The organism is Ruegeria sp. CDSB114 (assembly GCF_059611025.1).
This window is the reverse complement of sequence record NZ_JBXWOT010000006.1, coordinates 18,878-43,900: the sequence shown is the minus strand read 5'-3', so window position 1 is coordinate 43,900 and position 25,023 is coordinate 18,878. Positions and strand designations below refer to the sequence as shown.

At 57.9% G+C, this 25,023-nt stretch carries 26 protein-coding genes; 15 read left to right on the top strand and 11 right to left on the bottom strand.

Features of this window, described 5'->3' with window-relative positions; all coding sequences use genetic code 11:
• Nucleotides 1–468, bottom strand: coding sequence for a hypothetical protein (locus AC2FIP_RS14170; RefSeq protein WP_496786914.1), 468 nt, complete (start codon nt 466–468; stop codon nt 1–3).
• Nucleotides 469–879: 411 nt separating this feature from the next.
• Nucleotides 880–1,059 carry a zinc-finger domain-containing protein gene (locus AC2FIP_RS14165; protein ID WP_142638543.1) on the bottom strand — a complete coding sequence of 60 codons (180 nt, stop codon included), beginning with the start codon at nt 1,057–1,059 and terminating at the stop codon, nt 880–882.
• Nucleotides 1,060–1,146: 87 nt separating this feature from the next.
• Between AC2FIP_RS14165 and AC2FIP_RS14160 the strand changes: the two genes are divergently transcribed.
• Nucleotides 1,147–2,139 (top strand): ABC transporter ATP-binding protein, encoded by a 993-nt coding sequence (locus AC2FIP_RS14160; protein WP_496678519.1) that lies wholly within the window; start codon nt 1,147–1,149, stop codon nt 2,137–2,139.
• Here AC2FIP_RS14160 and AC2FIP_RS14155 read toward each other — a convergent pair.
• On the bottom strand, nt 2,136–2,603 hold the full coding sequence (locus tag AC2FIP_RS14155; RefSeq protein WP_496697916.1) for a DUF1203 domain-containing protein: 468 nt from the start codon (nt 2,601–2,603) through the stop codon (nt 2,136–2,138). The two genes, AC2FIP_RS14160 and AC2FIP_RS14155, sit on opposite strands and share 4 nt — an antisense overlap.
• A 165-nt stretch (nt 2,604–2,768) precedes the next feature.
• On the opposite strand from AC2FIP_RS14155, the gene AC2FIP_RS14150 reads away from it, so the two are divergent.
• Both AC2FIP_RS14150 and AC2FIP_RS14145 read left to right on the top strand, forming a co-directional pair.
• Entirely contained in the window at nt 2,769–3,200 is a 432-nt protein-coding gene (locus AC2FIP_RS14150; RefSeq protein WP_142638539.1) for a group III truncated hemoglobin, read from the top strand.
• Nucleotides 3,201–3,312: 112 nt separating this feature from the next.
• A complete protein-coding gene (locus AC2FIP_RS14145) occupies nt 3,313–4,251 on the top strand; it encodes a DMT family transporter (protein ID WP_496706935.1) in 939 nt (312 codons plus the stop codon).
• Nucleotides 4,252–4,304: 53 nt separating this feature from the next.
• On the opposite strand, the gene AC2FIP_RS14140 is transcribed toward AC2FIP_RS14145, so the two are convergent.
• Nucleotides 4,305–5,417, bottom strand: a complete 1,113-nt coding sequence (locus tag AC2FIP_RS14140) for an S-(hydroxymethyl)glutathione dehydrogenase/class III alcohol dehydrogenase (RefSeq protein WP_142638535.1) — start codon at nt 5,415–5,417, stop codon at nt 4,305–4,307.
• A 130-nt stretch (nt 5,418–5,547) separates the two neighbouring features.
• Here AC2FIP_RS14140 and AC2FIP_RS14135 point away from each other — a divergent pair, with 130 nt between their 5' ends.
• Entirely contained in the window at nt 5,548–5,835 is a 288-nt protein-coding gene (locus tag AC2FIP_RS14135) for an I78 family peptidase inhibitor (RefSeq protein WP_496678465.1), read from the top strand.
• 34 nt (nt 5,836–5,869) lie between these two features.
• Here AC2FIP_RS14135 and AC2FIP_RS14130 read toward each other — a convergent pair whose 3' ends face one another.
• The gene (locus AC2FIP_RS14130; protein WP_496786911.1) at nt 5,870–6,595 is read right to left on the bottom strand and encodes an SDR family NAD(P)-dependent oxidoreductase; all 726 of its coding nucleotides are present in this window, start codon (nt 6,593–6,595) and stop codon (nt 5,870–5,872) included.
• Between the two features lie 178 nt (nt 6,596–6,773).
• Between AC2FIP_RS14130 and AC2FIP_RS14125 the strand changes: the two genes are divergently transcribed.
• Genes AC2FIP_RS14125 through AC2FIP_RS14105 form a run of 5 tightly spaced genes read left to right on the top strand, consistent with a single transcriptional unit; the run spans nt 6,774 to nt 10,980 of the window.
• Complete coding sequence (locus tag AC2FIP_RS14125; protein WP_496786909.1) at nt 6,774–8,108, top strand: NAD(P)/FAD-dependent oxidoreductase; 1,335 nt, start codon at nt 6,774–6,776, stop codon at nt 8,106–8,108.
• The gene (locus AC2FIP_RS14120; RefSeq protein ID WP_496786907.1) at nt 8,059–8,604 is read left to right on the top strand and encodes a hypothetical protein; all 546 of its coding nucleotides are present in this window, start codon (nt 8,059–8,061) and stop codon (nt 8,602–8,604) included. The genes AC2FIP_RS14125 and AC2FIP_RS14120 overlap by 50 nt, the downstream gene beginning before the upstream one ends.
• Nucleotides 8,604–9,827 carry an MFS transporter gene (locus AC2FIP_RS14115; protein ID WP_496786905.1) on the top strand — a complete coding sequence of 408 codons (1,224 nt, stop codon included), beginning with the start codon at nt 8,604–8,606 and terminating at the stop codon, nt 9,825–9,827. The genes AC2FIP_RS14120 and AC2FIP_RS14115 overlap by 1 nt, the downstream gene beginning before the upstream one ends.
• Nucleotides 9,824–10,441: a DUF3833 domain-containing protein gene (locus AC2FIP_RS14110; RefSeq protein ID WP_281995739.1), complete on the top strand. Its 618-nt coding sequence runs from the start codon at nt 9,824–9,826 to the stop codon at nt 10,439–10,441. The genes AC2FIP_RS14115 and AC2FIP_RS14110 overlap by 4 nt, the downstream gene beginning before the upstream one ends.
• Nucleotides 10,438–10,980 carry a DUF3833 domain-containing protein gene (locus AC2FIP_RS14105; RefSeq protein ID WP_496786902.1) on the top strand — a complete coding sequence of 181 codons (543 nt, stop codon included), beginning with the start codon at nt 10,438–10,440 and terminating at the stop codon, nt 10,978–10,980. The genes AC2FIP_RS14110 and AC2FIP_RS14105 overlap by 4 nt, the downstream gene beginning before the upstream one ends.
• A 60-nt stretch (nt 10,981–11,040) precedes the next feature.
• Here the strand turns inward: AC2FIP_RS14105 and AC2FIP_RS14100 are convergent, their stop codons facing one another.
• The 6 genes from AC2FIP_RS14100 to AC2FIP_RS14075 form a co-directional block, all read right to left on the bottom strand.
• Nucleotides 11,041–12,048 carry a porin gene (locus AC2FIP_RS14100; RefSeq protein ID WP_496678480.1) on the bottom strand — a complete coding sequence of 336 codons (1,008 nt, stop codon included), beginning with the start codon at nt 12,046–12,048 and terminating at the stop codon, nt 11,041–11,043.
• Between the two features lie 442 nt (nt 12,049–12,490).
• A complete protein-coding gene (locus AC2FIP_RS14095) occupies nt 12,491–13,612 on the bottom strand; it encodes an energy transducer TonB family protein (RefSeq protein ID WP_496786900.1) in 1,122 nt (373 codons plus the stop codon).
• Nucleotides 13,609–13,986: an ExbD/TolR family protein gene (locus tag AC2FIP_RS14090; RefSeq protein WP_496697933.1), complete on the bottom strand. Its 378-nt coding sequence runs from the start codon at nt 13,984–13,986 to the stop codon at nt 13,609–13,611. Before AC2FIP_RS14090 ends, AC2FIP_RS14095 begins: the two co-directional genes overlap by 4 nt.
• A gap of 4 nt (nt 13,987–13,990) precedes the next feature.
• Entirely contained in the window at nt 13,991–14,356 is a 366-nt protein-coding gene (locus AC2FIP_RS14085; protein WP_496703416.1) for a biopolymer transporter ExbD, read from the bottom strand.
• On the bottom strand, nt 14,349–15,014 hold the full coding sequence (locus tag AC2FIP_RS14080) for a MotA/TolQ/ExbB proton channel family protein (RefSeq protein WP_496697937.1): 666 nt from the start codon (nt 15,012–15,014) through the stop codon (nt 14,349–14,351). Before AC2FIP_RS14080 ends, AC2FIP_RS14085 begins: the two co-directional genes overlap by 8 nt.
• Nucleotides 15,011–15,445, bottom strand: a complete 435-nt coding sequence (locus tag AC2FIP_RS14075; protein WP_496786898.1) for a hypothetical protein — start codon at nt 15,443–15,445, stop codon at nt 15,011–15,013. The genes AC2FIP_RS14080 and AC2FIP_RS14075 overlap by 4 nt, the downstream gene beginning before the upstream one ends.
• Nucleotides 15,446–15,893: 448 nt before the next feature.
• On the opposite strand from AC2FIP_RS14075, the gene AC2FIP_RS14070 reads away from it, so the two are divergent.
• The 6 genes from AC2FIP_RS14070 (at nt 15,894) to AC2FIP_RS14045 (ending at nt 24,574) form a co-directional block, all read left to right on the top strand.
• On the top strand, nt 15,894–19,097 hold the full coding sequence (locus AC2FIP_RS14070; protein ID WP_496786896.1) for an adenylate/guanylate cyclase domain-containing protein: 3,204 nt from the start codon (nt 15,894–15,896) through the stop codon (nt 19,095–19,097).
• A gap of 53 nt (nt 19,098–19,150) precedes the next feature.
• Nucleotides 19,151–20,032, top strand: coding sequence for an encapsulin (locus AC2FIP_RS14065; protein ID WP_496786894.1), 882 nt, complete (start codon nt 19,151–19,153; stop codon nt 20,030–20,032).
• 14 nt (nt 20,033–20,046) lie between these two features.
• Entirely contained in the window at nt 20,047–20,874 is an 828-nt protein-coding gene (locus AC2FIP_RS14060; RefSeq protein WP_281995742.1) for a DUF3237 domain-containing protein, read from the top strand.
• Entirely contained in the window at nt 20,867–22,915 is a 2,049-nt protein-coding gene (locus AC2FIP_RS14055) for a hydroxysqualene dehydroxylase (protein WP_496786892.1), read from the top strand. Before AC2FIP_RS14060 ends, AC2FIP_RS14055 begins: the two co-directional genes overlap by 8 nt.
• 3 nt (nt 22,916–22,918) lie before the next feature.
• Complete coding sequence (locus AC2FIP_RS14050; protein ID WP_496786890.1) at nt 22,919–23,989, top strand: polyprenyl synthetase family protein; 1,071 nt, start codon at nt 22,919–22,921, stop codon at nt 23,987–23,989.
• 120 nt (nt 23,990–24,109) lie between these two features.
• Nucleotides 24,110–24,574: a hypothetical protein gene (locus tag AC2FIP_RS14045; RefSeq protein WP_142638504.1), complete on the top strand. Its 465-nt coding sequence runs from the start codon at nt 24,110–24,112 to the stop codon at nt 24,572–24,574.
• Nucleotides 24,575–25,023 lie beyond the last annotated feature (449 nt).

Sequence of the window (25,023 nt, the reverse complement as noted above, 5' to 3'; positions counted from 1 at the left end):
CTATCCGCCGAACAGGCCGCCAAATACATCCGAAAAGCTGTTGAGCAGTGCCATAATGACCAGCACACCGAGGAAAGCGAAAAACGCAAAAGCAAAGAACTGAAACAGGATTGCGCCGATGCCGATTGCAATACCCGCAATGGCCGGGCGCAGTTTTTCGTGGCGCAGAATGCCTATGGCCGACAGGATGACGGCCAATCCTCCCAAAAGGGCCACGCCGATCTGCAGAAAGTCGTCCAGGTCCCGTGAGGGCGTTACAGGCTCGGGCTGGTCGAGCCCGGCGGCCGAGCGCAGGGTGGATTTTCCAAGCTCGGCTGCAAGCTCTCCTAACGACACGCCAGTCGATTGTTGCGGTGCGAATGGCCCAGCCCAAAACAGGAACAGGGCGCCCAACAGGGCCATCGCGGAAACACTAAAACCAATCCATCCGAAGACCGGTTGGTTGGTATTTTGGATACTGGCGTCCATCAACACACTTCCTCCATTGAGCCGGCGCAAAGCTATCGTCAGAACACGACATTAGTTGGGCAGGTTAGACCTTGCCTGATTGGTTTATCAAGCAGGACAAAGTGATCGAGTAAGGCAATGGCACCCATGTGCCGAAGTCTTCATTCGCGGACCACAGCACCTCACCGGCCCAGACATGGCAGGTTCGCAGCGCGTTGAAACACCCTTTGGCCTTAAAACTGATTGTGGTTGGAAAAACCCGGCAGCCAGGAGGCCTGTAGATCGGCCCGCTGACCAGGCGATTTCGATCGTATCATCGCCCTGCGCCCGATTTCCCGATCCGGTTAGAAGCATTCCGATAGCGGCGGCCAGAAAATAGCCAACAGCTCCAATGATCAGGCAGAGGCCAAACCTGCCCGCGGCTTTGCACAATCAGGCGCTGGCCTCGTGCCCTTTTAAGACAAATTTGCAGTCGCAATAGGGGCACTCGACCCAGCCGGTGTCTTCGGGGATTTGTAACCAAACACGTGGGTGGCCCAATGCACCTTCGCCGCCATCACAGGCGACACGAGAGGTTTCGACGATCTTGGTTTCCGGCGCTTCGATTGTCACGGCTGGCGATCCTTCACTGGTTGTCGGCCTCGCGGGCATGCATTAGGTGCGTTTATGAGCGATGAGCAAACCGGGGGCAAGAGCCACATGGACAATGCGGCAATCAGGATCGAAGGGCTGCGCAAGACCTATCGCGGCAGCAAGGGCCAGCCTGAAAAGCAGGCGCTGAAGGGCATCGACCTGACAATCCCGCGCGGTTCGGTCTTTGGATTGCTGGGGCCGAACGGGGCCGGGAAATCAACCCTGATCAACATTCTGGCCGGGTTGGTGGTGAAGTCTGCGGGCCATGTGTCGATCTGGGGTCATGACCAAGACCGCAACCCGCGCCAATCTCGCGCTGCCATCGGCGTTATGCCGCAAGAGCTGAACCTGGACCCGTTCTTTACCCCGCGCGGTGCTTTGGAGGTTCAGGCTGGCCTATATGGTGTACCAAAGGCGCAGCGGCGCAGTGATGAAATCCTCGAACTGGTTGGCCTCAGCGACAAGGCCGAGGCCTATGCCCGCACCCTGTCCGGCGGGATGCGGCGCCGGTTGCTGTTGGCCAAGGCTTTGGTGCATAACCCCAAAGTGCTGGTTCTGGACGAACCCACAGCGGGCGTGGATATCGAGCTGCGCCAAATGCTCTGGGCCAACGTGCGCAAGCTAAACCAGCAGGGCATGACCATCATCCTGACGACGCATTACCTGGAAGAAGCACAGGAGATGTGCGACCAGATCGCCATCATCAATCATGGCGAAAAGATCGCACAGGACAGCACGGCAGACCTGCTGAGCCGCATGGATGGCCGGACGATGGTAATTATTCCGGATGGCCCCGTCACTGAACTGCCTGCGACCGAGGGAGTCGAGGCCACACTGCGCGACGATGGCAGCTTGGTGCTGCGCTATCGCAGTGCCCAGACCAGTGCCGAACAGGTTCTGGAATCCGTCAGGGCCGTGGGCATCCGTATCCGGGACGTTCGCACCGAAGAAGCGGATCTTGAGGATGTGTTCCTGGCCCTGACCTCGACCCGGGCGGGCGATGTCCCGGCAGCTGATCTTGATCAGCCGCGCCGGGGATTGCACCGGGTTAAGCTTTAGGCGCGGTCGATCCGCGCGTGATAGCAGTTATTCGACGCGGATCTGATGTGGATATAGGCGACATCCGCGCGGGCAAAGATATCCCCGGCAACGTTTTGCAATTCCGCCTGCGGCGTAATGATCCCGGTGCCGTAAACAATCCTGTCGTCCGATCCGTACCCTTTAATCAGATAAGTGGGTGAGGCGGTCAGCGCCTCGGGCAGGTTGGTGAGATCCTCATAGCGCTGACAAGGCTCTACACAAAGGTAAATCGGCCCGGTTTCAGCAAAAGGTTGTGTCGCTGGAAAGGGCCGGTGGGCCAGCACCAGCATTTCCTTTCCCTTGGGAATATAGGTCAGGCAATGACGGCAGGGGTTTCCTTCCCCGTTCGATATCGCCCGTTCGGGCGGGTTGCCATAACCATCAGGCGCACCTTGGCGATAGGCCTGCACCTGCGCGGTGGGGAGGGCGGATATTTTGTGCATGTTAGGTCTCCTTCTTTGTACAAAAGATGCCTGACCCGGCGAGGGGAACCGACCCGTTTCCTGCGCAAACGCTTCTTTGAGTCAGCGCGAGATATACGCGCCGTGGCTTGACAGCACCGGCTACAATCCGATCTGAACGGGACGCAATTCAGTTTCGGAACGCCCATGTCCAAACCTACCTCTCCTGCCCGCCCAGGAATTCCTCCGAGGTTTCCCGCCACCGCTGAACAGATCATGTCGCAGGTGAGCGCATTCTACGCCCGCGTCCGGCAGGACGAGGCACTGGCGCCGGTCTTTGCAAACCATGTCAGCGACTGGCCCCCGCACGAGAACAAGATCGCCGCGTTCTGGCGCAACGCCATTCTGCATGAGCGTTGTTATGACGGAAATCCGCAGCGTATTCACATCGAAAGGCCTGATATCAGGCCCGAATTGTTCGATCATTGGCTGGACCTGTTCGAGGAGGTGGCCCATAGCACCCTGCCCGCAGAAACCGCGCTGCCCTGGGTGGCGCTGGCCCGGCGCATCGGCGTAGGGATGAAAGTGGGTGTACAATCCGCGCGCCAGCCAAAGGACGCGCCACCGATCCTGCGATGATCTCAGATCATGGCCGGTAGTCATGTTAGCGGTAAAATAAAGGCTATCAGACTCTGAAAAATGGGTTTATGCAACGGATGAACCCACCATTCCGCTGCCCAAGGTCAAACCCATGAGCACTCAAAACACCACCCTCAGGGGCCTTGGCTATGCGTTTCTGGGCTTTGCTGTCTTTGCCAGCCACGATGCTCTGATCAAGGTGCTGGGCGGAACCTATTCGGTGATGCAAATCATCTTTTTTGCCACGCTGTTTTCCTTTGTGCCGATGGCCGTGACAATCCTGACAGACCGCTCTACCGGCAACTTCCTTCCGCACCATCCCTGGCTGGTCCTGCTGCGGTCGGGGTTGATGGTCACAGGCATGTCCTGCGCATTTTATTCCTTTTCGGTCCTGCCTTTGGCCGAGGTATATTCACTCCTGTTCTCTTTCCCGCTGATCGTCACGGTCCTGTCGATCCCCATATTGGGCGAGGTGGTCCGCGCCCAGCGTTGGGCCGCGGTTGGCGTGGGCCTGATCGGCGTGTTGATCGTTCTGCGCCCGGGTACCACGGACATCACGCTAGGCCATCTGGCGGCGCTGACGGCCGCGTTCTGCAGCGCGTTCGCGTCGGTTCTGGTCCGTAAGATCGGCAATGAGGAACGCTCGGCCGTTCTGATCCTTTATCCGATGCTGCTGGCTATAGTGGTTATGAGCATCGCGCAACCGGCCGTTTATCAGCCTCCGTCCCTGTTGCATCTGGCCATGATGGCACTGGTCGGAGTGTTTTCTGTCATTGCCCAACACCTGATTATTCTGGCTTATCGTGCCGCGCCAGCGGGGGTCATCGCCCCCAGCCAATACAGCCAGATCATCTGGGCTACGATCTTTGGCATGGCGTTTTTCGGCGAAAAGCCAGACGGCTGGGTTGCCGTCGGCGCCAGCATCATCATCGCATCTGGTGTCTTCGTCGTCTGGCGCGAGAGCCGGTCGAACACCACCTCGGTCAATACCCCGGTTCTGCGGGTTCGCTCACCGCGTTCGGATACAGGGGCGACGCGACCAGGGGAATGACAAACGGCGCGCCAGGAGCGCGCCGTAACAACTTTTCCGTCTGGATTAGAACCTTAGTAAACCACAACCGAGCGGATGCTTTCGCCCTTATGCATCAGGTCGAACCCATGGTTGATGTCGTCCAGGCCCATGGTGTGGGTGATCATCGGGTCGATCTCGATCTTACCTTCCATGTACCAATCGACGATCTTGGGCACATCCGTGCGGCCACGGGCGCCGCCAAAGGCCGTACCGCGCCAGGACCGACCGGTGACCAACTGGAACGGGCGGGTCGAGATCTCGGCCCCTGCAGGTGCCACGCCGATTATGATCGACTCGCCCCAGCCCTTATGCGCCGATTCCAGCGCCGTGCGCATCACGCCGACATTGCCCGTTGCGTCAAAGGTGTAATCTGCGCCGCCCTTGGTCAGATTGACCAGATAAGGCACCAGATCGCCTTCGACCTCGGACGGGTTCACGAAATCGGTCATACCGAACCGGGTGGCCATTTCCACCTTGGAGGGGTTCAAGTCGACGCCGACGATCTGGTCGGCCCCTGCCAGTCGCAGGCCCTGGATCACGTTCAGGCCGATGCCACCCAGACCAAAGACAATGGCGCGGCTGCCGATCTCGACCTTGGCGGTGTTGATCACCGCGCCGATGCCGGTGGTCACGCCGCAACCGATATAGCAGATCTTGTCGAAAGGCGCGTCCGGGCGCACTTTGGCAAGCGCGATTTCCGGCAGGACCGTGTGGTTGGCAAAGGTCGAGCAGCCCATGTAATGCAGGATCGGATCACCATCCAGCGTCGAGAACCGAGAGGTGCCATCGGGCATCAACCCTTGGCCCTGCGTCGAACGGATCGCCTGACACAGGTTGGTTTTGGGATGCAGGCAGTATTCACATTCGCGACACTCGGGGGTGTAAAGCGGGATCACGTGATCGCCCGGCTTCAGGCTGGTCACGCCCGGGCCGACCTCGACCACCACACCTGCGCCTTCATGGCCCAGAATGGCGGGGAACAGGCCTTCGGGGTCTGCACCCGACAGGGTGAATTCGTCGGTGTGGCAAATGCCGGTCGCCTTGATCTCGACCAGAACCTCGCCCGCCTTGGGGCCTTCGAGGTTCACATCCATCACTTCCAAAGGTTTGCCCGCCTGAACGGCGACAGCGGCACGGGTGCGCATGATGTACTTCTCCCAGTCAAATTTGGCCTGACCCTGCGTTAAATGCAGGGTTTTTTCAACTGCGCTTTGATGGCAGCAATGCTAAATATTTGATATTACAGAAACGACATTGCCAGAAAGAGGAGCGCCAATGCGCCGTTTGACCCCTGTTTTGATTTTGCTGGTCGCATGTACGGAGTCGCCCGCTCCTGAGGACGCGCCACTGCCACTTGAACCCGCCCCGGTCGATTTGGCTTTTTGCAGAGGAGAGCCATTTGCCGATGCGATTGGCAAGCCTGTATCGACCATTCAGTCGCAATTACCCGAACGGTCGCGCGTTTTAGGCCCCGATGACATCGCCACACAGGATTATCGCATCGACCGGTTGAACGTCTTTGTGGACGGCTCGGGGATCATACAGAATCTGACCTGCGGTTAAGCCTGGCAGAAGCCCAAAACCCCAATGTTAGGGCCTATCTTCCGCGATATATCACCCAATCCGGCAAATAGCCCACAAGGCGGATCAGCCATGAAAACGGAGCTGGGAAGTCTGTGCGGAATCTGTGGCGGGACATTGCCCGAACCACATGCTGGGCCGCGCCCTGAGGCGTCATCAGCATCGGCATCCTGAAACTGTTCTTTTCGGTCAGGCGAGTCTTGATGAAGCCGGGATTTACGATCCGAACCGTGACGCCCGAACCCGCCAGATCATGCCGCATGGTTTCTGCCAGTGAAATCAAAGCCGCCTTGCTGGCACCATACCCGACTGCAGATGGCAGGCCATGATAGCCGGACAGCGACCCGATCAGCGTGATCTCCCCCTGCCCGGCCTTAACAAACCCAGGAAGTATTTCGCCCAGAACCCGCAAAGCGCCCTGAAAATTAACATCGGACATCCGAAGAGCGGCCTCGGTGTTCCACTCGGTGCTGCGCATCGGGTCATAAGCCCCGGCATTATAGATAAGGCCATCCACCTTTCCGACAGCGGAAGCGGCACGTCGAACAGAGTCTAAATCGGAGACATCGCATCGAATGGCTTTTGAATTTGGCAGAATGCTGCAGATTTCATCCAGGCGTTTCGCGTTTCGCGCCGACAGGATCACCCGGGCGCCGCGATTGCTAAGAGCTTGCGCCAAAGCACGACCCAAACCTTCGCTTGCGCCAACTATCCAATAAGTTTTCCCGTCAAAGCTGTTCATGCCGACCATTTCTGAATTGTGTTATTTCAATACGGTTACACGGCCAGTTTGGATCACCTTCGGTTGCTCGCGGTGAGGCCGCTAAATTGCAGCCGCACCCGAAAAACCCCTGTCTTGAATGATCCAATCCTGCTCCTACTGCGTATTCATTATCAAAACGTCACGTAACGAGGCTATCATGTTCGACGAAACCCAAAGGGGCAGGAAAAAAATCGCCATAGTTGGCGCAGGCATTTCAGGCCTTTCAGCGGCTTATTATCTTTCCGAAAACAATGACGTGACACTCTTTGAGGCTGAACCCAGGCTTGGCGGGCATGCCCGCACGGTCGTGGCGGGCAAAAATGACGATCAACCCGTCGATACCGGTTTTATCGTCTTCAACTATGCCACCTACCCTTACCTGACACGGTTGTTCGATACGCTGAACGTGCCTGTCGAAAAATCCGAGATGAGCTTTGGTGCGACCATCGACAATGGGCGCATCGAATACGGGCTGAACAACCTGCGCACTCTTACGGCGCAGAAACGCAATCTTGCGCGGCCGGCCTATTACAAGATGATCGCCGACATCCTGCGTTTTGGCAGAGAGGCCCCGGACGCAGCCAAGGACGATGACACAACGATCGGAGAGCTGGTTGATCAGCTGCGGTTGGGGCACTGGTTTCGGCACAATTACCTGATGCCCATGTGCGGAGCGATCTGGTCGACCCCAGTTGAATTTGTGGATCAATTCCCGGCGCGGTCGCTGGTGCAGTTCTTTCGCAATCACGCTCTGCTGGCCAATGGCCGCGCCAATCAGCACCAATGGTACACCGTCAAGGGCGGCAGCATTGAATATGTCCGCCGGATTGACGCCACCCTGCGTGCCCGCGGGGCCGAAATACGTCTGGCCAGCCCCGTTCAGAGGGTTCAGCGCAATGAGATAGGCGTGACCGTTCACAGCCAAGGCCAGTCGGATCAGTATGATGAGATCATTCTGGCCACCCACTCGGATCAATCCCTTGCCATTCTGGGCCAGGATGCCACCCGAGCCGAAGCAGCCGCGCTTGGCGCGATCCGGTATCAGCCCAACACGGCCATCCTGCATTGCGATCCGTCGCAGATGCCCAAACGCCGAGCCTGTTGGTCCAGCTGGACCTATCGCTCGCAGGCCGGGAATGTCGGGGTGACCTATTGGATGAACAGGCTGCAGAATATTCCCGACAGTGACCCGCTGTTTGTGACGCTGAACGCCTCATCCGAGATCGCCGCCGACAAGATCTATGATCAGGTCGAATTCGCCCATCCGGTTTTTGACAAGGCCGCACTTTGGGCACAGGGGCAAATCCGCGAGATGCAGGGACAGAACCGCACCTGGTTTGCGGGCGCCTATAACCGGCACGGGTTTCACGAAGACGGGATTGCCAGCGCCATGCATGTCGTCGAGCGGATCACTGGCGGCCCGCAAACCATCGGAGCAGACAATGGCACCCCCGAACAGATCGCGGCCATCCCTGTTGCGGCCGATATTTGAGCTGTTGCGCCAGGCCATTCTGGCGCTGGCGATGGTGCTGCCCTGCGGTTTAGCGGCGTCACCTTTGGCTGAACGGTTGGGCGATCCAAAAGTTCTGGGCAGCTCTACGTTCCGGTTCCTGGGTTTGCCGGTTTACGATGCCAGGCTTTATACGCCCGGCGGCGCACCGTTTGACTGGAATCAAGAGTTCGGACTGAAACTGACATACCGCAAATCCATCGCGCAGAAGGCTCTGATCAAGTCGACGCTTGACGAAATGGTGCGACAGGGCAACCCGACTCCAACCGCCGATCAGTTGCAGGCCTGTTTTCAGGCCGTCAGCAAAGGCGACAGCTATCTGGCAATCCCGGAGGGGCCGGACAAGATCGGGTTCTGGCGCAATGGCAGCAGAACCTGCACCTTGTCGAGCCCGGGTATCACGCGCGCATTCATGTCGATCTTTCTTGGCAGCAACACCAGATCGGCCAACTTTACCCGGCAGTTGAAGGGTCAGTGATGCTGTATCCCCGGGTCAGTCTCTATGCGTTGATGCTCGCCGCTGCAGGCATCCCGCTTTACATTCACCTGCCGCGTTTTGCGGCGGTCAATCTGGGCATTGGCCTTGGGGTGATCGGCGCCATCCTGTTGCTGATCCGTTTGGTTGACCTTGTGCAGGATCCCCTGATTGGCTGGGCGATTGACCGGTGGCCTGGTGGCCAGCTTTTGTTTGCTGCCCTCGCCGCACTTGGGCTGGCCGTTGGCTTCCCGCTGCTGTTCACTCTGTCTGAGGGCGCGTCCGTTGCCAGTTTGGTAGCCATCCTTATCCTGCTGTTTTCAGCCTACAGCCTGGGAACCATCCTGCTCTATGGCCGCAGCGCCACGTTGGCCAAAACGCCCTCCCCGTCCGAGCTGATGACACTCGCCGCCTATCGCGAGGGCGGGCAGCTAACCGGCGTGATACTTGCCGCAACTGCCCCCGCGCTGTTTGTTGCCTTTGGCGCGCAGGCGCAGGGCTATCCTGCGTTCGGGCTGTTTTTGGGCCTCATCGCCATTCTGACCTTTGTCCTGACGGCCCCGATCTGGCGACGCGCGCCGATAACCGGACAAGCCCTGACCTTTTCCGGGCTCGGCGATGCCGGTGCGTTGCGCCTGCTGGTTCTTGCGCTGATCAACAGCTTGCCGGTCGCCATCACCTCGACTCTGTTTCTGTTTTTTGTCGAAGACCGGCTGCAACTGCCAGGCATGGCAGGACCGCTGTTGATCTTGTTCTTCCTCAGCGCGGGGGCAAGCTTGCCCCTTTGGGCGCGGCTCAGCAATCGGATTGGCCCGAAACAGACCCTAATGATCGCCATGCCGCTGTCGATTGCGGCCTTTGTCAGCGCCGCGACGCTGTCAACCGGCAGCCTTGCCGGGTTCGCCCTGATCTGTATTGCATCGGGCGCCGCACTTGGGGCGGATATGGTGGTGCTGCCGGCCATGTTCTCGGTAGCTCTGACACGCGCAGGTCTGAACGCATCCGCCGCATTCGGCATCTGGTCTTTCGCGGGTAAGCTGGGGCTAGCCCTGGCGGCCTTCTTCACCCTGCCATTGCTGGAACGCAGCGGATTCACCCCGGGACAGGCAAATTCAGCCGAGGCGCTGCGAACGCTCAACCTCGCCTATGCCATTTTGCCCTGCATCCTGAAACTCGGCGCGTTTGGAATGGTCCTGACGCTGCCAACTGAGGTCTCAGCCAAATGAAACTACTTGCTATAGCCCTGCTCATCATCTTCGCCCTGTCCATCGCAAAAGGGCGCTATCTCAGCTTTAGGGCCCAATCGCCTGAGGATTACAGCGGCACCGGCCCCGCGTTTAAGATGACGGAAAACCTGAACGGGGAGATCCTGTCCGAAGGGCTGATCTATGGCCCCGACGGTAAGATGTCGAACAGCTTTGTCGCCCGTATGGTCGGGGAATGGGACGGCAACACAGGCACTCTGACCGAGAATTTCACCTATTCCAACGGCAAGAAGATGGCCCGCAAATGGTATCTGACTCTGGGCACAGGAAACACATTCATCGCGACAGCAGATGACATCGTGGGCGAAGGGCGCGGCACGGTCTCGGGCTCGACCGTAAAGTTGACCTACAAGATCATCCTGCCCGAGGACGCAGGGGGACACACGCTGGACGTGACCGACTGGATGTACCTGACGGAAAGTGGCGTGATCATGAACCGGTCCGAGATGCGAAAGTTCGGCATCAAAGTCGCCGAGCTGATCGCCACCATGCGCCCGGCGCCCTCCACCAAATCAACCTATCTGGACCGGGCGAATGGCCATGACACCGCCGCTGAAACACGGGTGCTGCAATGAAACCACGTCGTCTTGTCATCGCGGGCCTTGCTGTTCTGGGGCTGACCGTTCTGGCTGCCTGCTCCGCCAAACCCCGAACTCCCAAGACCTTTTTGTCCGATCGGCAGTTGAACCTGGAAAAGTTCTTTGAGGGTCAGACTGTGGCCTATGGTCAATTTCAGGATGTTCTGGGCAATGTGCCACGCCGGTTCACTGTTGATATCAATGGTACATGGGATGGCGAGACGCTGACCCTGATCGAGGATTTCGTCTATGACGACGGCGCGACCGAGCAGCGCGTCTGGACCCTGACCAAAACCGGCGAGGATACCTGGACCGGCACAGCCCCCGGCGTGCTGGGCACCGCCAGCGGGATCGAGCGTGGCGATACCTTCAACTGGACCTACAAGATCGACCTGCCCGTCAAGGACGGGACCATGCGGGTCGATTTCGATGACTGGATGTGGCTGCTGAGCGATGACCGGCTGCTGAACCGGGCCTATGTCTCGCGCTATGGCATCCGGCTGGGTGAGGTCATTTTGTTCTTTGAAAAGAAATAGTCAGACAGAAAAAGGGCGAACCCGAAGGCCCGCCCTTAGATCAATCTGGTTCAGATCAGCTTAAAAGTTGAACTGAGCACCAAAGTCGGCACGGATCTTGCCGTCGTCGTCGCCGTCTTTGATCTCGCCAACTGCACCACGCAGCGATACACCGCCACCCAGGTCGTAGATGGCGCCAACACCGATGTTGCGGGTGTCGTCGTCAGCCGAACCGTCACCGTAAACCAGCTGCAGCGTGGTTGCCGCACCCAGATCATAGGCGACCGAGAAACCATAAGCGGTGCCGTCTTCGGCGTCGTTGTTGACGTCATCGTCAGCCACGAACAGGGTGCCGTAGAAATCGCCCAGTTCTGCACCAAGGGTCAGAACAGTCAGGCTTTCCTTGTCAACGCCTGCGCCTTCATCAGTTTCACCATATGCCAGCGAGGCGGTGAAGTTGTTGAAGGTGTAAGATGCGCTTACGTCCCAGCGGTCACGGTCGTCAGTGATGCCTGCGCCCAGGAATTTCGTGTCCTGGTCATAGGATGCCGAGAATGCCAGATCGCCAACGGTGTAGCGGAAGAACACAGCATTCGCGCCCGTGCCGGTTGAGCTGTATTCCAGGAAGGAATAGTTCACGCCCGAATACTGACCCAGGAATTCTTCCAGGCCCGGCTCGGTACCGAAGTAGTCATCCAGGTTGTCGAACGAACCCGAAACGTTACCGGCGTCAACACGCAGGCCGCCATAGATAACCGAGAAACGGGCGCCATTCAGGCCAGCTTCGTTCTGCTCGCCGGTGCTTGAATCGTCATCCGCCTGCAGACGAACACGGCCCTGGAATTCAACGCCGCCATCTGTTTCGGCACTGGCGTCGATGTTCAGACGAAAACGCGACACCAAAATGGTATCGTCGGTCGAGGCGTTGTTTGAATTGACCGCACCAGACGCGGTCGTTGTGGTGGTGGTTGCTGAACGGTCTTCTTCATAGCCCAGACCAAAGCGGCCATAGCCGCTGAATTTGACTTCCGCGGCAGCAACACTGGCGGTTGCAATCAGCGCGGTCGATGCGATGAGTACGTTTTTCATGGTTAATCCATAAGTTTTGAGAGGAGTAGTGCCACCGAAGCGGCGGCTAAATTCGTCGAATAATTTCAACATGGGCACAATAGCGAGACGGGATTTTCCACGCCCTCTGCCTGCAACGGTGTTGCCACTTTGCACCGGGCAAAAAGGCCGCAGGGCGCAGATATTCAAGCTTTTCGAGCACTTTGTTCGCCCATTGGAAACGTTACAAAAATTTGAACGCAAAAAAGCCAGACCACCTCTTTAAACCGGGAATTATTGACAGGTCGCATGATTCAGGGATTCTCGGTCCCTAGCCCTGTTGTGACTGCAGCCCAATTTCAGGTGAGTCGCAATCTGAGATTCCGCGTTCCGGGTATTGCCTCGTCCAAGACCACGCCCATTCAGACGGCATAATGCCCAGCCGCGCCTCGGGTCGGATGCGATCCTGCTACGGCACCATATGCTAGTTGCTGCTATAGAAAAATGACAGGCTGCGGCTGACACCGCCAGGGGGCAACGGGAAAGGCGACGCCGCGCGAACCTGCGCCTTGGCAGCACGGTCGACTTCGGGGGATCCAGAGCTGTCGACCACATCGACAAAGGCCAAGGTTCCATCCGGGTTGATCTGAAAAAAGACCTGAGCGAAACCGCGCGCCGAAACATAGACCAAAGGCGCCCGGTTCAGATGCATGAGCACACGGCCAGCATAGTTGGTTTTGCTGGAATTGCCTGGCCCCCTTCCCCCTGAACCGGCACTGGTGTTGCCGCGTGTGAACGGGTCAATCCCCGCGCGTTTGTACTGCGACAGCGGGGATTCGACTTCTTTCTCAGGGAACCGCAGATCACTGAAATCGTTGGAGCCCGGCAAGACGCCCTGCGGTTTGGAACTAGGCCGTTGATCCGGTAGCTTCGGACGCACCGAAGAAGTCAGTGCCGTCTCTGTCTCTTCTTCCGCCTCAGGTTCGGGTTCGACAAGTGGGATGTCGACCTCGGGCGTCTCAGCTATCAGCGGTATCTCTGGAACCGGTGATGGTTCGGGCGTTGGAACCTCGGTCAAGGCCGGGTCAAGCGCTGCCTGTTCTTCGGCTTGCTCCGGGCTGGCTTCGGGCTCTCCCTCCGGTGTTTCGGCCTGTTCACTGGGTTCGGCCAGAGGCGTGGCATCCGTGTCTTGGCTGGCGGCCTCATTCGTCTCCGAAGGAGTCTCAGACGCGGTTTCAGACGGCTCAACCGTTTCCGTCACCACGGGGCGCACAATTTCGGACTTGCCCAGATCGGGTGAAGGGACCTGCTGAGGGTTATCAGAGGCGACCAATGCTTCGCTGACCGGCACTTCTTCGGGTTCCGGTTCGGGCGCCAGCGGCTCTTCCGGTTCCAGTTCGGATTCTGGGGCAGGCTCGGGCTCAACCGGGTCCGCAACGACATCGGCAATCTCTTCGAACTCATTGCCCAGCGCGATGGCATCGGCCGGGCTTGCAGGTTCCGTGGTTTCAGTCAGACGGGGCGCCGTCACGCTCAACCCGACTAAGTGAATCAACAGCGACACCAGGACCGCAATAGTCGCAATGACAACCGAGCGTCTGATCATTCCAGCGCCTTTTCGGTCACTACAAAGACTGAGGTTGCCCCCAGCCGCCGCAAAGTGCCGGTCACCTCGATCAGCCGGTGGCCCGGTGCTTCACGGTCGGGCACGATGCGCACCGGCGCGGGGTCGCGACCGGCCATATAAACTTCGGGGGTCATCGGGCGGCCCCGAAAGCTGAGCAATCCGTTCTTGTGCAGAACCAATGCGTCGGGAGGCTCACTGCCATCCAGTTCTGACGTATCCACAAGTTGCAGATCCGGATCCAGCGGCGGCGCTATCGTTCCGGTGATCAAAAAGAAGATCAGCATCAGAAACACGACATTGATCAAAGCAATGGTCGAATCGCGTTTGCGGCGGGGTCGAAGATTGCGGATCATCGCCTCACTCCAGCACCAGAACGCTCAACCCGTCACGGCCACGCAACCGTACCAGCAGATTGACCAGCCTTTGCGAGGTTGTATCGGGGTCGAGGCTGACCAGGACCTGACCGGTGTTCACCTGTTCGACCACGTCGTCCAATGTGACCGGCACACCGTTCAGGATCAGGCGCTCTGAGCCCAACTGCAGAAACACCCGCTGACCCGTAACTTCGTCGACAGAGGCGCCACCGGTGGCGCTGCTTAATTCGATCTCGGCATATTTCGAGAATGTCGAGGTCAGCATGAAAAAGAGCAACAAGAGAAATATGATGTCGATGAGCGGCGTCATCGACATTGGCCGTCGCACAAATGGTGCAGAATTACGCATGATCTGCTGTCGTTGGGACAGCGGCCACCTGGGCAGAGTCTGACGATCCCCGCCCCGGAACAAGAACGGTCCTCAAGGCCTTGTCGGCAAAAACCCGTTCGCGCGCAGTGCGACTTTCGAACCAGGACAGAACCATCGAGGTCGGCATCGCCACGGCCAGACCAACCGCTGTGGTGACCAGCGCTACCCAGATACCGCCCGCAAGCAGCGAGGGATCAACCGACGATCCGGCAGTCTGAAGGCTCTGGAACGCTTCGATCATGCCAAGGACGGTGCCGAACAGGCCCAGCAGAGGCGCCAGCTGTGCCACGGTGTCCAGCAGGCGAAAGCCGCGTTCAAGGCCCGCCAAGGCCAACCCGGCCTCGGCATCCAGCCTTTGGTCCAACCCGGGCATGATGGGCGCATCCATGGCAGTGCTGACCAGCGGCGCAAGATAGCTGCGGCTTTCCGCCAGCTTGGCCCTTGCGGCTTGCGTGTCACCGGCATCCCAGGCCGCAAGCGCCTGGGACAGGATCTTGTGCCGACCGACACCGGAAACCGTGAACTGCCAAAGCTTGTACAGCGTGACGGCCAGCGTCACGATCGACATGGCGATCAGGACCGCAACCACTGGCCCGCCAAGGGCAACAATTTCACGCAAAGCATCAAGCGGGCTCATCTGAGAAACTCCACATCTGTTCGGTTGTTTAGCGTAAGGGCTTCGTCGCAAAGATCGCTTTCGGCGCCTTCGACCGTACATGTATTGGATCCGTTGATCAGAATCCGCCCAACATCGCCGCAGCTCATGTCCGCGATGCTGAACTGCCGCACCCGCAGACGTCCCGCAGGAATATCGCGGAAATTATACAGCGACAGGCTGACAACATTGCCCTCAGAGTTGAAGATCACGGTTTCATAATTGGCGGCCTCAATCTCGGCACCGGTCTGATTTTGCAACAGAAATGACAGTCGGCAGTTGCCATCGACCTGTTGCAGATTGTTCAGTTCCATCAACAGCCCAGCGCTTGGGTCCTCGGCGGATTGCGCAAGGGACATGGTTGGAATGCCAAGACAAAGGATCGCTAGTTTCGCCAGGCGGAAAGACGTCACAGGTATTCTCCCGGTAATTCAATGAAGACATCGAAGGCCGGCGTTTCGGTGCTGGCGCGTTATTCTTTTATCCAAGAGCTATGGCCCGCGAAAGGGCTCGCGACGCATTTGTGACCAACCGGCATATTTACGGCCATCCGGTCAGACCACTGGTTTCCGGCCGGATTAACCTGAATCCCTGAGGCCTTGTATCTGGTGCCAATTAACCTCGGACCGACCGAAATTGCGTCTGAGTGGTGCGACCACACCGGGCTGGTTCCGATTTGACAACAAAACCATTCATTTGGGAGGCTTGACCGCAATATCATAGCAATTCGGCCCGACATCTGCCACACTTGTTACCAAATTGGTCTGATACCACGTCAATCTTTTGGATTCGGCGCGATATCGACGCGAATGAGGCATGCAACGATGTGCCGAAGAAGTACCAGGGGGCAAGCGCTGATCAATGACGACTGTCATCGGGAAATCCACACGCCTTTCAACTATTCTGCAAAACGCCGATCTACATGACTTCAGCGCGCGGTTTCTCGAAGAAGGGATAGACGACGTAATATTGGACGAATTGACAGACCCGGAACTTCGAGATCTGGGTTTGACAGTCGGTCAAAGGAAACGTTTTCGGCAAACACAGGCAGAACTGAAGCTTCAGGAAGCGTCCGACAAACCCGCAATGTCCCGCGTGGCCGAACGGCGACAGCTGACGCTTGTATTCTGCGATCTGGTCGGGTCCACGCAATTAGCACAGCGGCATGATCCGGAAGAGCTGATGCAGATCATGAATCTGTATCTGGACACCGCCATCGGCACGATGAAACAACACGGATGCCACCTGGCTTATAAGCAGGGCGATGGCATCATGATGTATTTCGGATATCCGAAAGCCACTGAAGATGATACCGAGCGCGCGGTGCGTGCGGTTTTGGAAACCATCGAAGCGGTTCAGAATCTGGAAAACAAGTTCGGTGAAAACCTGGACCTGCGCGCGGGAATCGCAACCGGAGTTGTCGTTGTCGGGGTTGTTTCCTCTGCCAGCCTGGGAACACAGGATTTCATTGTTGGCGAAACGGCCAACCTTGCCTCACGCCTTCAGGGATTGGCCAATCCCGGTGAAGTTGTCGTCTCGTCCGAGACATGGCGCCTGACAAAAGGGGCCTTTAACTTTGAACCGCGCGGCAATCACGAATTGAAGGGATTTGATGGTGAGCGCTCGGTCTTCCGCGTTATTGACGAAAAGATCGCCGCCAGCCGGTTCGACGCGCGCACCGGCAAGTCCACGGTCAAATTGGTTGCCCGCGAAGACGACCTGACCGGCCTGACAGGGCTTTGGGATCATGTGCTGCGCGGATCGGGTCAGGTTGCGCTGGTTGGTGGCCCGGCCGGTATCGGGAAATCGCGCCTGATCAATTCCCTCAGCAAAACGCTGGGACAAAGGCCTATGACCCTGCAATGTGTCCCGCATCTTGCCAGTTTGCCCCTGCACCCGCTACGTGCCGAGCTTCGACGGTTTGCAGGGGATGAGACTGATACCGACAAGGTAACCGAGTCGATCAGGGAATACGCGAAAAACGCCTCTCGTTTGACCGAAGAAGATGCTGCGCTGCTATTGGATTTGGCCGGGTTTGAAACTGACGCTCCGGTCGAACCCGATCCGATCAAGAAAGCCCGCAAATCTTTGGACTTGCTGATCCGCTGTGCCGGGAGCATCTGCGATGAACGCGGGTCATTGCTGTTGGTATTCGAAGATGTGCACTGGGCGGACGCAACCACGCTGGATGCCTTGGACGCGCTGATCGACGCCTTGGACCAGTTGCCCATCCTTGTGGTTCTGACGCACCGCCCTGAATACGAGCCTCCGGAACATTTTGAAGGCCGCGCGTCAATCGTCGAATTGACACCTCTTTCGGTTCTCGAAGCGTCTGAACTGGTGCGCCGTGTTGCCGTACCGCGCAGCCTGCCGGTCACTTTGGTCAGACAGATTGTCGAAAAAGCCGATGGCGTGCCGCTTTATATCGAGGAAATGACCAAGGCGGTTCTGGATCAGCTGCCGCAGGACGTGCCCATCGACGCCGGGGTAATGGGAACCCTCAGTATCCCTGCAACTCTTCATGACTCGCTGATGTCGCGGCTGGACCGGATGGAAAATGCGCGACCTGTAGCGCAGTTGGGATCCGTGATTGGCCGCAGCTTCACGTCGGCGATGATCCATGCGGTAGCGCCCAAGGACACGGATGTGGAATCGGCATTGATCCAACTGATCGGTGCAGGTCTGGTATCCATCACCAGCGAAGCCGGGGCGCCGACTTACACGTTCCACCATGCGCTGGTGCAGGACACAGCGTACCAGTCGCTTTTACTTGAAGACCGGGAACAGATTCACCTGAAAATTGCCAAAGAATTGCTGGCCGGTCACAAGGCTTTTGGTAACCCGACACCGGATACCGTGGCGCATCACTGCGATCTAGGCGGTCTTAAGGGCGAGGCTGTTACCCACTGGGTTCTGGCGGGTGAACAGGCCCTCAGCCGCCTTGCGAACCTACCGGCGATTGCCGCTTTTCAGGCCGCATTGCGCAATATCGAAACGATGCCCGGCGGTCCCGAACGAGATGGGGTAGAGCTTGGCGTTCAGATGAATGTGTTGCCTGCGTTCATGGCGATACACGGTTGGTCATCCACACAGGTTGGGCAGACCGCAGCCCGTGCGATGCATCTTGCACAGGCGCTGGGTGCGGGCGAAACCCTGTTTGCCGCGACCTTCTGCCGATGGACGCATTTCTTTGTGTCGGGCCAGATGAACCGCGCACTTGAGATGGCGCAGGCCCTTGACGGCATGGCCAGCCTTGCACCGGATCCGGTTACAAACGTCCTTGCTGCTCGAGCGCTCAGCTATACTCATTATTTCCGCGGCGAGTTCGCCGATTGCGAAAGACAGCTTGAACGGGGCCTTGCCCTGATCACGCCCGAGCTTGACATGGCCATGATGCCGATGACCCAGTCCTCGACCAGCGCGTCGTTCTTTGCCATTCAGGGCTGTCTTCTGTGGCAGCTTGGCAAATTCGACGAGGCCGAAGAGGCCCGCCTGAAGTCGATCGAAATCAGCAAGCCGTTCGAACACGCCCCCAACCTTGTCTACATTATGGGCGCGTCGTCGATGTTCCTTCCGTATGCGGGCGAATGGGACTTGCTGGACGATACGATGAACGAAGCGCGTCGGATCGCGGACGAAGAAGGGTTCCTGTATCTTCACGCAATGCAGGATATCTATCTGGGTCTGGCTCAGGCGGGCAAAGGTGACGTGATCGGGGGGGCTGCTCGTGTCGGGACCTATATGGACCTTGTGTCCCAGGCTGGCGGCAACTTTACCTTCCCGCAAAACCAGATTGTCCTGTCCGAGCTGTTGATCGATCAGGGTCATATCGAGGATGCCCTGAACCGGCTTGAACATGTTTGCACGCCCGGGTGGGAGCGTGGAGAGATGCTGAACAAGCCAGAATATCACCGTGTGCGCGCCAAAGCATTGGCCGCCCGTGGCGACCTTGACCAAGCTGTCGCCGAGGCAAATCAAGCCCTGCAGCTTGCACGTGACATCGGGGCAGTTGTTCAAGAGAAACGCGCTCTGGATTGCCTGAACAAATTTGCTAAAACGTTATGAAATTAGATAGCTGCCAGATTTAACCGCGCAGTGCCATCCAGAAGGGGGAGACGATGACCGAAGCACTTGAATTGGACCAGCAGCAGTGGGACGCTGTGAACAAGGCCGTCCACGATGAAGCGTTGCGCGCGCGTATTGCTGCCAGTTTTCTGCCGCTCTACGGCCCGCTACCGGCTGATACCCAATCGGTTCCTCTGAACAAGCTTGAACTGGTTCCCGAAGCGACCGGTCCAAAGATGCGCTATGGCGTGAATGATTTTGATACGACGCGGCTGTCGACAGTGTCCGTGAACGTCCATGTCAAAGGCGCACAGCTTGCAGATCCTGAACTGGCCGCCGCGCTGATCATGTTCCGCCGGGCGGCTGCCATTGTCGCACGGGTCGAGGATGAGATCATTTTCAACGGTCAGGCCGGCACTGGTGAAGGCCCCCAACCCGCGCCCGGCGCACCCGTCACGCTGCCCCCAGTTTATACCGTAAGCGGTGGTGGAAAATACGAAGGCCTGCTGGAAGCGGGGGAGGCACAACCCATTTCCGGCGGTTCCAAGAAAAAGCCTACCGGCCCCGAGGTTTTCGAGGCCGTGGTTGCCGGGATCAGCCAGCTGGAATCCCTGGGACATCTTGGGCCCTATGCCTGTGTGATGGGTAACGGCCTGTTCCAGGCGGTCACGACACCGATGGAAAACTCAATGGTCCTGCCCCGCGACAGCATTCTGCCATTTCTGGACGGGCCGCTGCTGCGGTCTGGCGCATTTCCAGTGAACAAGGCCGTGCTGGTGTCTTTGCAGGGCGCACCGGTTGAGATTGTTGTGCCTTCTGACATTGCTGTCAAATATCTGCAGACCTCGGCAGATGGCGATCATATCTTCCGCGTTCAGCAGAAGTTCCGCCTCAGGATCAAAGAAGCTCAGGCTATCTCGACCATCACGTGCTGACCGGCGCGATGGGTATGCGGGAATTCAGCGACGGCGGGGTCACCCTGCGCTGGTCCGAGGCCGCCTTTCAAGCAGCCACCGGGGTACAGCGGGTTCTGGTTGAGGCCGGGCCTGCGATATCTCCGCATGACACGCTGCGCCTGTTCTATCGCGAAGGGGGCGGACCTGAACGGGCTGTCCGTGGGTGGCCACTGGGTCAGGATCCACAATCGGGGTTGCAACAATTTGCAGCGGCCCTGCCGGTTCCCGCTGTGGGAAAACAGATGACCTGGCGGCCGGTTCTGACCTCGGGTGGGCGCGATTATGACCCCGGAAACGCGGTCGCGCCGAAACCAGAAGATCGCGCGCCAAAACACGAGACATCCAGTCCGGTGCTGGATCATATCGCCCATTTTGAGGTGCCGTTTTCGGGCAACTTCAACCCATCGGGTGAAACTCCCGATGGCATATGGCTGCATTTTGCGATCAAAGAAGGCGGTACCGTGACCGGCCCGAACCTGAACGGAACGATCGAGCCCGTGGGCGGAGACTGGATGCGCGTGCGCCCTGATGGTGTGGGTATTCTGCATGCCAAGGCGCTGATCAATCCGACAACCGGCGGTGCCCCGGTCATGTTCGACGATACCGGGATCTGCGATTTCGGTACGGATGGCTATGCCGCCCTTGCCAAGGGCAAGCTGCCACCCAGTGCCCCGGTTCGGCTGGCACCCCGGTATCTGACCTCGAATCCGCGTTATATGTGGATCAACCGTCTGCAGGGTTTCGGGATCGGAGAGGCCAGCCTGTCCGACATCACCCTACGATTTGACGTCTATTCCGCGAAAGGAACATCCGATGGCTGAAAAGGTGGTCATATTAGGCGGAGGCGTCGGCGGGATGAGCGCCGCGCATGAGCTGATCGAACGGGGTTTCGAAGTCGAAGTGTACGAGCGTCAGCTTATCGCCGGCGGCAAGGCCCGCAGCATTCCCGTGCTTGAAGGTGAAGACGATCACGGTTCGAAAGAGGAACATATCAGAGCGCTGAAAGACTGGATCGGGATGCACGGCTATGACCTGCCACCCGGTGTCAAACGTCCCTGGTTGCCCGGTGAACATGGGTTCCGGTTCTTCCCCAACTTCTACCGGCACATCACCAATACGATGTCGCGCACGCCCTATTATGACAAGGGCACCTGCTACGACAATCTGGTTCCGACAACCCAGGTATTGGTCAGCCAGTTCGACCACCCCGGTATCATCGTACCCGAGCGGTTTCCACAATCGCTAAAAGAGGTCGCCAATGCGCTCAAGACCTTTGCCTATACAATCTCGCCGCGCAACGAAATCGACTTTGAGGATATCGAACATTTCCTTGGTTGCATGTGGCGCATTGCGACCTCGTGCAAAGAGCGCCGGTTCGATGAGTATGAACGTATCGGCTGGTGGGAATTCATCGGCGCCACGGAGCGGTCCGAAGCCTATCAGAAGTTTCTGGCAATCGGCCTGACCCGGTCACTGGTGGCGGCCAAAGCGACAACCGCAAGCACCAAGACCGTCGGCGATGTCGCCATTCAACTGCAGCTTGGGATCGCAACACCCGAGGCGACCAGCAACAGGCTGCTGAACGGGCCAACCAATCTGGTCTGGATTCAGCCTTGGCTGGAATATCTGAAAAGCCGGGGTGTGGTGTACCATTTCGATTCCAAGGTGACCGGGATTGAATGCCGAAACGGCCGAATTGTCAGCGCCACGGTTGAACAGGACGGCACGCAAAAGCAGATCACCGGCGACTGGTTCATCAGCGCCCTGCCCATTGAACGCATTGCACCTTTGGTGACGCCGGCCATGACAAAGGTAGATCCGGGTCTGGCCAAGCTGCCTTTGCTTGCCGAAGACGTGCAGTGGATGAATGGCATCCAGTTTTACCTGACCAAGGATGTTGAACTGGCCCATGGCCATGTGATCTTTATCGACAGCCCTTGGGCGCTGACGGCTGTTTCGCAAAAACAATTCTGGTCCCAGATAGATTTTGAAAACTGGGCCGATGGTAAGACCAAGGGATTGCTCTCGGTCGATATTTCCGAATGGGACAAGCCGGGCACAAACGGAAAAACCGCGCGCGACAGCTCTCGTGAAGAAATCGCCAAAGAAGTCTGGGAACAGCTCAAACGCAGCCTGAACGTTGATGGCAACATCGTCCTCAGGGATGAAGAACTGCACTATTGGTTCCTGGATCCCGACATCGTCGAGGACCCCGATCATCCTGCCCGAGAAAGCAATGTCGAACCGTTGTTGGTAAACCGCATTAACAGCTGGCGGCTGCGGCCCGAAGCGGCGACGCTGATACCGAACTTTATGCTTGCGTCCGACTACGTCCGGACCAACACCGACCTGGCCACCATGGAAGGCGCAAATGAGGCTGCCCGAAGAGCCGTCAATGCCATCCTGCGGCGCAGTGGTTCTGAGGCGCAGCCCTGTGAAATCTGGGATCTGCATGAGCCCGACATCCTGCAACCCCTGCGGGCCTATGACTATGCCCGGTATCAGGCGGGTGAGCCCTGGGATGAACGCTTTGCCATCGCTGTCGAGGCCGCTTTGCGCATGGGACAAGACGCCACCGGCACCAAACGTGGTGGGCAAGGACCGCTGGCCGCGATTGGTCCGCTGACGGCCGAATACTCCAAGCCCGGCGGAATTGTCGAAGACCCTGCGATCTCGAACGCGTTGCGCATGGTCGCGGCACCTCCAGAGCTCTATAATCTGATGGCCGCGCATCTGCCAGGCCGGGACACACCGATCCCCGGCGCGGACTTTGCTGAAGATCTGGCGATCGGCATTGTCGAGGCGACCACACCGCCAACCGACATGTCCGGTCGCAAAGTCATCATCACGCAGAAAGGCTGACCGGTGACTGTTCCCAAGGCGCAGCCGGCATCCGCGGCCACGCAAGGTTTCCTTGAGCAACTGACGCGTTATGGCGATCAGGCGCGCAAGGTACTGTTGGACAAAATGCCAACGGGTGAGCCGCAAGCCTATCTCTATGGGCCTATGCGGGACTATATCGAAACCTCGGGCAAAGGGCTTAGACCTGCCCTTCTTCTGGCCACGTGTGAAGCATTCGGCGGAAAAGCCGAGGATGCCGAAATTGCTGCTGCGGTCATCGAATTGCTGCACAATGCATTTCTGGTTCATGACGATATAGAAGACCTCAGCGATTTCCGACGGGGTCGGGAATGTATGCACAAACGTCTTGGTGTGCCTTTGGCGATCAATATCGGCGACGGCATGCAATCTCTGGCGCTGAGCCTGCTGCGCCAGAACCTCGGCCCTCTGGGCCCGATGACCGGCGCGCGCGTGGTGGACGAGTTTGATCACCTGCTGAAAGAGTCGATCGAGGGCCAAGCTCTTGAATTGGGATGGATAAAAGACAATCGCCTTGACCTCAGCCCGTCCGACTACCTGACCATGTGTCTGAAGAAAACCTGCTGGTACAGCTTCATTCACCCGATGCGTATAGGTGCCCTGATCGCGCGCCCGGACGATGTCGCCTCAGGAGCGCTGAATCTGGGTGACTTCAACGCGTTCGGCTTTTTTCTGGGGGCCGCCTTTCAGATCCAGGATGACGTTCTGAATCTTGTGGGAAGCCAGGGGAAATACGGCAAAGAGATCGGCGGGGATATCTACGAAGGCAAACGCACGCTGATGCTGGGCCGTCTTGGGGCGCAGGCGGATCGGCAGGAACAGTCCCGACTGTCAGAGTTTCTGGAAAAGCCAAGAACGGCCCGTTCGGAACAAGAGGTCGAATGGGTATTGGCGCGGATGAACCACTATTCTTGCATTGAATATGCTCAGGCCGCAGCAAATGACCTGCTTGCGGCGGCCCGTCGGGAATTCGATCTTGTATTTGCAAATACCAACGCGGCGCCGCGCGCGTTTCTTGGTCAGTTCATGGATTATCTGGTGGCGCGTCAGGTCTAACACTCGCCCTATTTTTTTTGTAGATATTCAATATCTTAAATTTCGAAATCCCGTGAATCCAATACGCGTTCCTTTCAAGTTTGTCATTTACTAAACGCTGTAGGCTGTGCACATTAAGCTATGCCTTATTTCGAGCGAAAACCATTTGTCAGCGCTCTCCGCACGGCCACCAAGGCCGTTCCGGAGCAGGATACACTTCCGATATCTCAGATCGCACGGGGCATTCTGAATGCGGAAAACAGCACCACACAACAGCTGGACGGACCCTTTCACTGCCGCAAGCCCTGCAGGCCCGGTGAGACAGGAACCATTCTGTTGTCCTTTGCGGCACCTGCCGGAGCAGACGTTGTCGACTTGCAGTTCGAACCGGGCGACATGATCAGCCGCGACGGCAACGTGTTGCCAACCGACAAGATGAGCATCCAACCTTCCGCAGTCCGTATTCCCCCGGGACAGGCCGTCGACGTTGCCGTAAGCCTCACCATTCATGATCTGGCAGAACCCGGCCAATATCAGGGGCGCGTATACACCAAAGGCAGCGAAAACACCGCCATCGTTGTCACCTTTGAGGTTGTGGCTGACTAAAGTGATCCTGCCCCGAAGGTACGGTGCAGTACTGCCCGTGGTCGGAGTTTTCTATTTCGATTGCACATATGCAGAAAAATAGCTTCGAAAAATATTTCGAATCGTAATCATGTGCCTCATACGAAGCTGGCACCGGGCGAGGCTAAACATGCGCCTCATAGATAACTTAACTATTCCTGCCATTGGGCTTTTAGGTGCCACAGCCAACGTGAATGCCGAGCAAGAACAAACAGCTTCTTAAATCGGGTGAGATGGGTCGGCTTGGCACAGAAATCGACCAAAAGATTACCGGGCAAACGATACAAACTGCTGAACAACATCGACGCGCGAAGCGAAATGACCAGCCAGGATTGTCCCCCGTCTCTCGCATACGGAATCGAAGGCGGTCAGGCATCGCGCTTTGCTTCAGCCACCTCACGCAGCCAAAAAAATGACGATGCCCTGAACCC

Bases quoted from the DNA above. Each gene is read 5' to 3' on its own strand.
- AC2FIP_RS14065 (WP_496786894.1), top strand. From the start codon at position 19,151: ATGACCGAAGCACTTGAATTGGACCAGCAGCAGTGGGACGCTGTGAAC.
- AC2FIP_RS14085 (WP_496703416.1), bottom strand. From the start codon at position 14,356: ATGCGTAATTCTGCACCATTTGTGCGACGGCCAATGTCGATGACGCCG.
- AC2FIP_RS14060 (WP_281995742.1), top strand. From the start codon at position 20,047: ATGCGGGAATTCAGCGACGGCGGGGTCACCCTGCGCTGGTCCGAGGCC.
- AC2FIP_RS14105 (WP_496786902.1), top strand. From the start codon at position 10,438: ATGAAACCACGTCGTCTTGTCATCGCGGGCCTTGCTGTTCTGGGGCTG.
- AC2FIP_RS14095 (WP_496786900.1), bottom strand. From the start codon at position 13,612: ATGATCAGACGCTCGGTTGTCATTGCGACTATTGCGGTCCTGGTGTCG.
- AC2FIP_RS14055 (WP_496786892.1), top strand. From the start codon at position 20,867: ATGGCTGAAAAGGTGGTCATATTAGGCGGAGGCGTCGGCGGGATGAGC.
- AC2FIP_RS14045 (WP_142638504.1), top strand. From the start codon at position 24,110: ATGCCTTATTTCGAGCGAAAACCATTTGTCAGCGCTCTCCGCACGGCC.
- AC2FIP_RS14160 (WP_496678519.1), top strand. From the start codon at position 1,147: ATGGACAATGCGGCAATCAGGATCGAAGGGCTGCGCAAGACCTATCGC.
- AC2FIP_RS14125 (WP_496786909.1), top strand. From the start codon at position 6,774: ATGTTCGACGAAACCCAAAGGGGCAGGAAAAAAATCGCCATAGTTGGC.
- AC2FIP_RS14140 (WP_142638535.1), bottom strand. From the start codon at position 5,417: ATGCGCACCCGTGCCGCTGTCGCCGTTCAGGCGGGCAAACCTTTGGAA.
- AC2FIP_RS14135 (WP_496678465.1), top strand. From the start codon at position 5,548: ATGCGCCGTTTGACCCCTGTTTTGATTTTGCTGGTCGCATGTACGGAG.
- AC2FIP_RS14090 (WP_496697933.1), bottom strand. From the start codon at position 13,986: ATGATCCGCAATCTTCGACCCCGCCGCAAACGCGATTCGACCATTGCT.
- AC2FIP_RS14100 (WP_496678480.1), bottom strand. From the start codon at position 12,048: ATGAAAAACGTACTCATCGCATCGACCGCGCTGATTGCAACCGCCAGT.
- AC2FIP_RS14150 (WP_142638539.1), top strand. From the start codon at position 2,769: ATGTCCAAACCTACCTCTCCTGCCCGCCCAGGAATTCCTCCGAGGTTT.
- AC2FIP_RS14120 (WP_496786907.1), top strand. From the start codon at position 8,059: ATGGCACCCCCGAACAGATCGCGGCCATCCCTGTTGCGGCCGATATTT.
- AC2FIP_RS14110 (WP_281995739.1), top strand. From the start codon at position 9,824: ATGAAACTACTTGCTATAGCCCTGCTCATCATCTTCGCCCTGTCCATC.
- AC2FIP_RS14080 (WP_496697937.1), bottom strand. From the start codon at position 15,014: ATGAGCCCGCTTGATGCTTTGCGTGAAATTGTTGCCCTTGGCGGGCCA.
- AC2FIP_RS14130 (WP_496786911.1), bottom strand. From the start codon at position 6,595: ATGAACAGCTTTGACGGGAAAACTTATTGGATAGTTGGCGCAAGCGAA.
- AC2FIP_RS14155 (WP_496697916.1), bottom strand. From the start codon at position 2,603: ATGCACAAAATATCCGCCCTCCCCACCGCGCAGGTGCAGGCCTATCGC.
- AC2FIP_RS14115 (WP_496786905.1), top strand. From the start codon at position 8,604: ATGCTGTATCCCCGGGTCAGTCTCTATGCGTTGATGCTCGCCGCTGCA.
- AC2FIP_RS14145 (WP_496706935.1), top strand. From the start codon at position 3,313: ATGAGCACTCAAAACACCACCCTCAGGGGCCTTGGCTATGCGTTTCTG.
- AC2FIP_RS14070 (WP_496786896.1), top strand. From the start codon at position 15,894: ATGACGACTGTCATCGGGAAATCCACACGCCTTTCAACTATTCTGCAA.
- AC2FIP_RS14170 (WP_496786914.1), bottom strand. From the start codon at position 468: ATGGACGCCAGTATCCAAAATACCAACCAACCGGTCTTCGGATGGATT.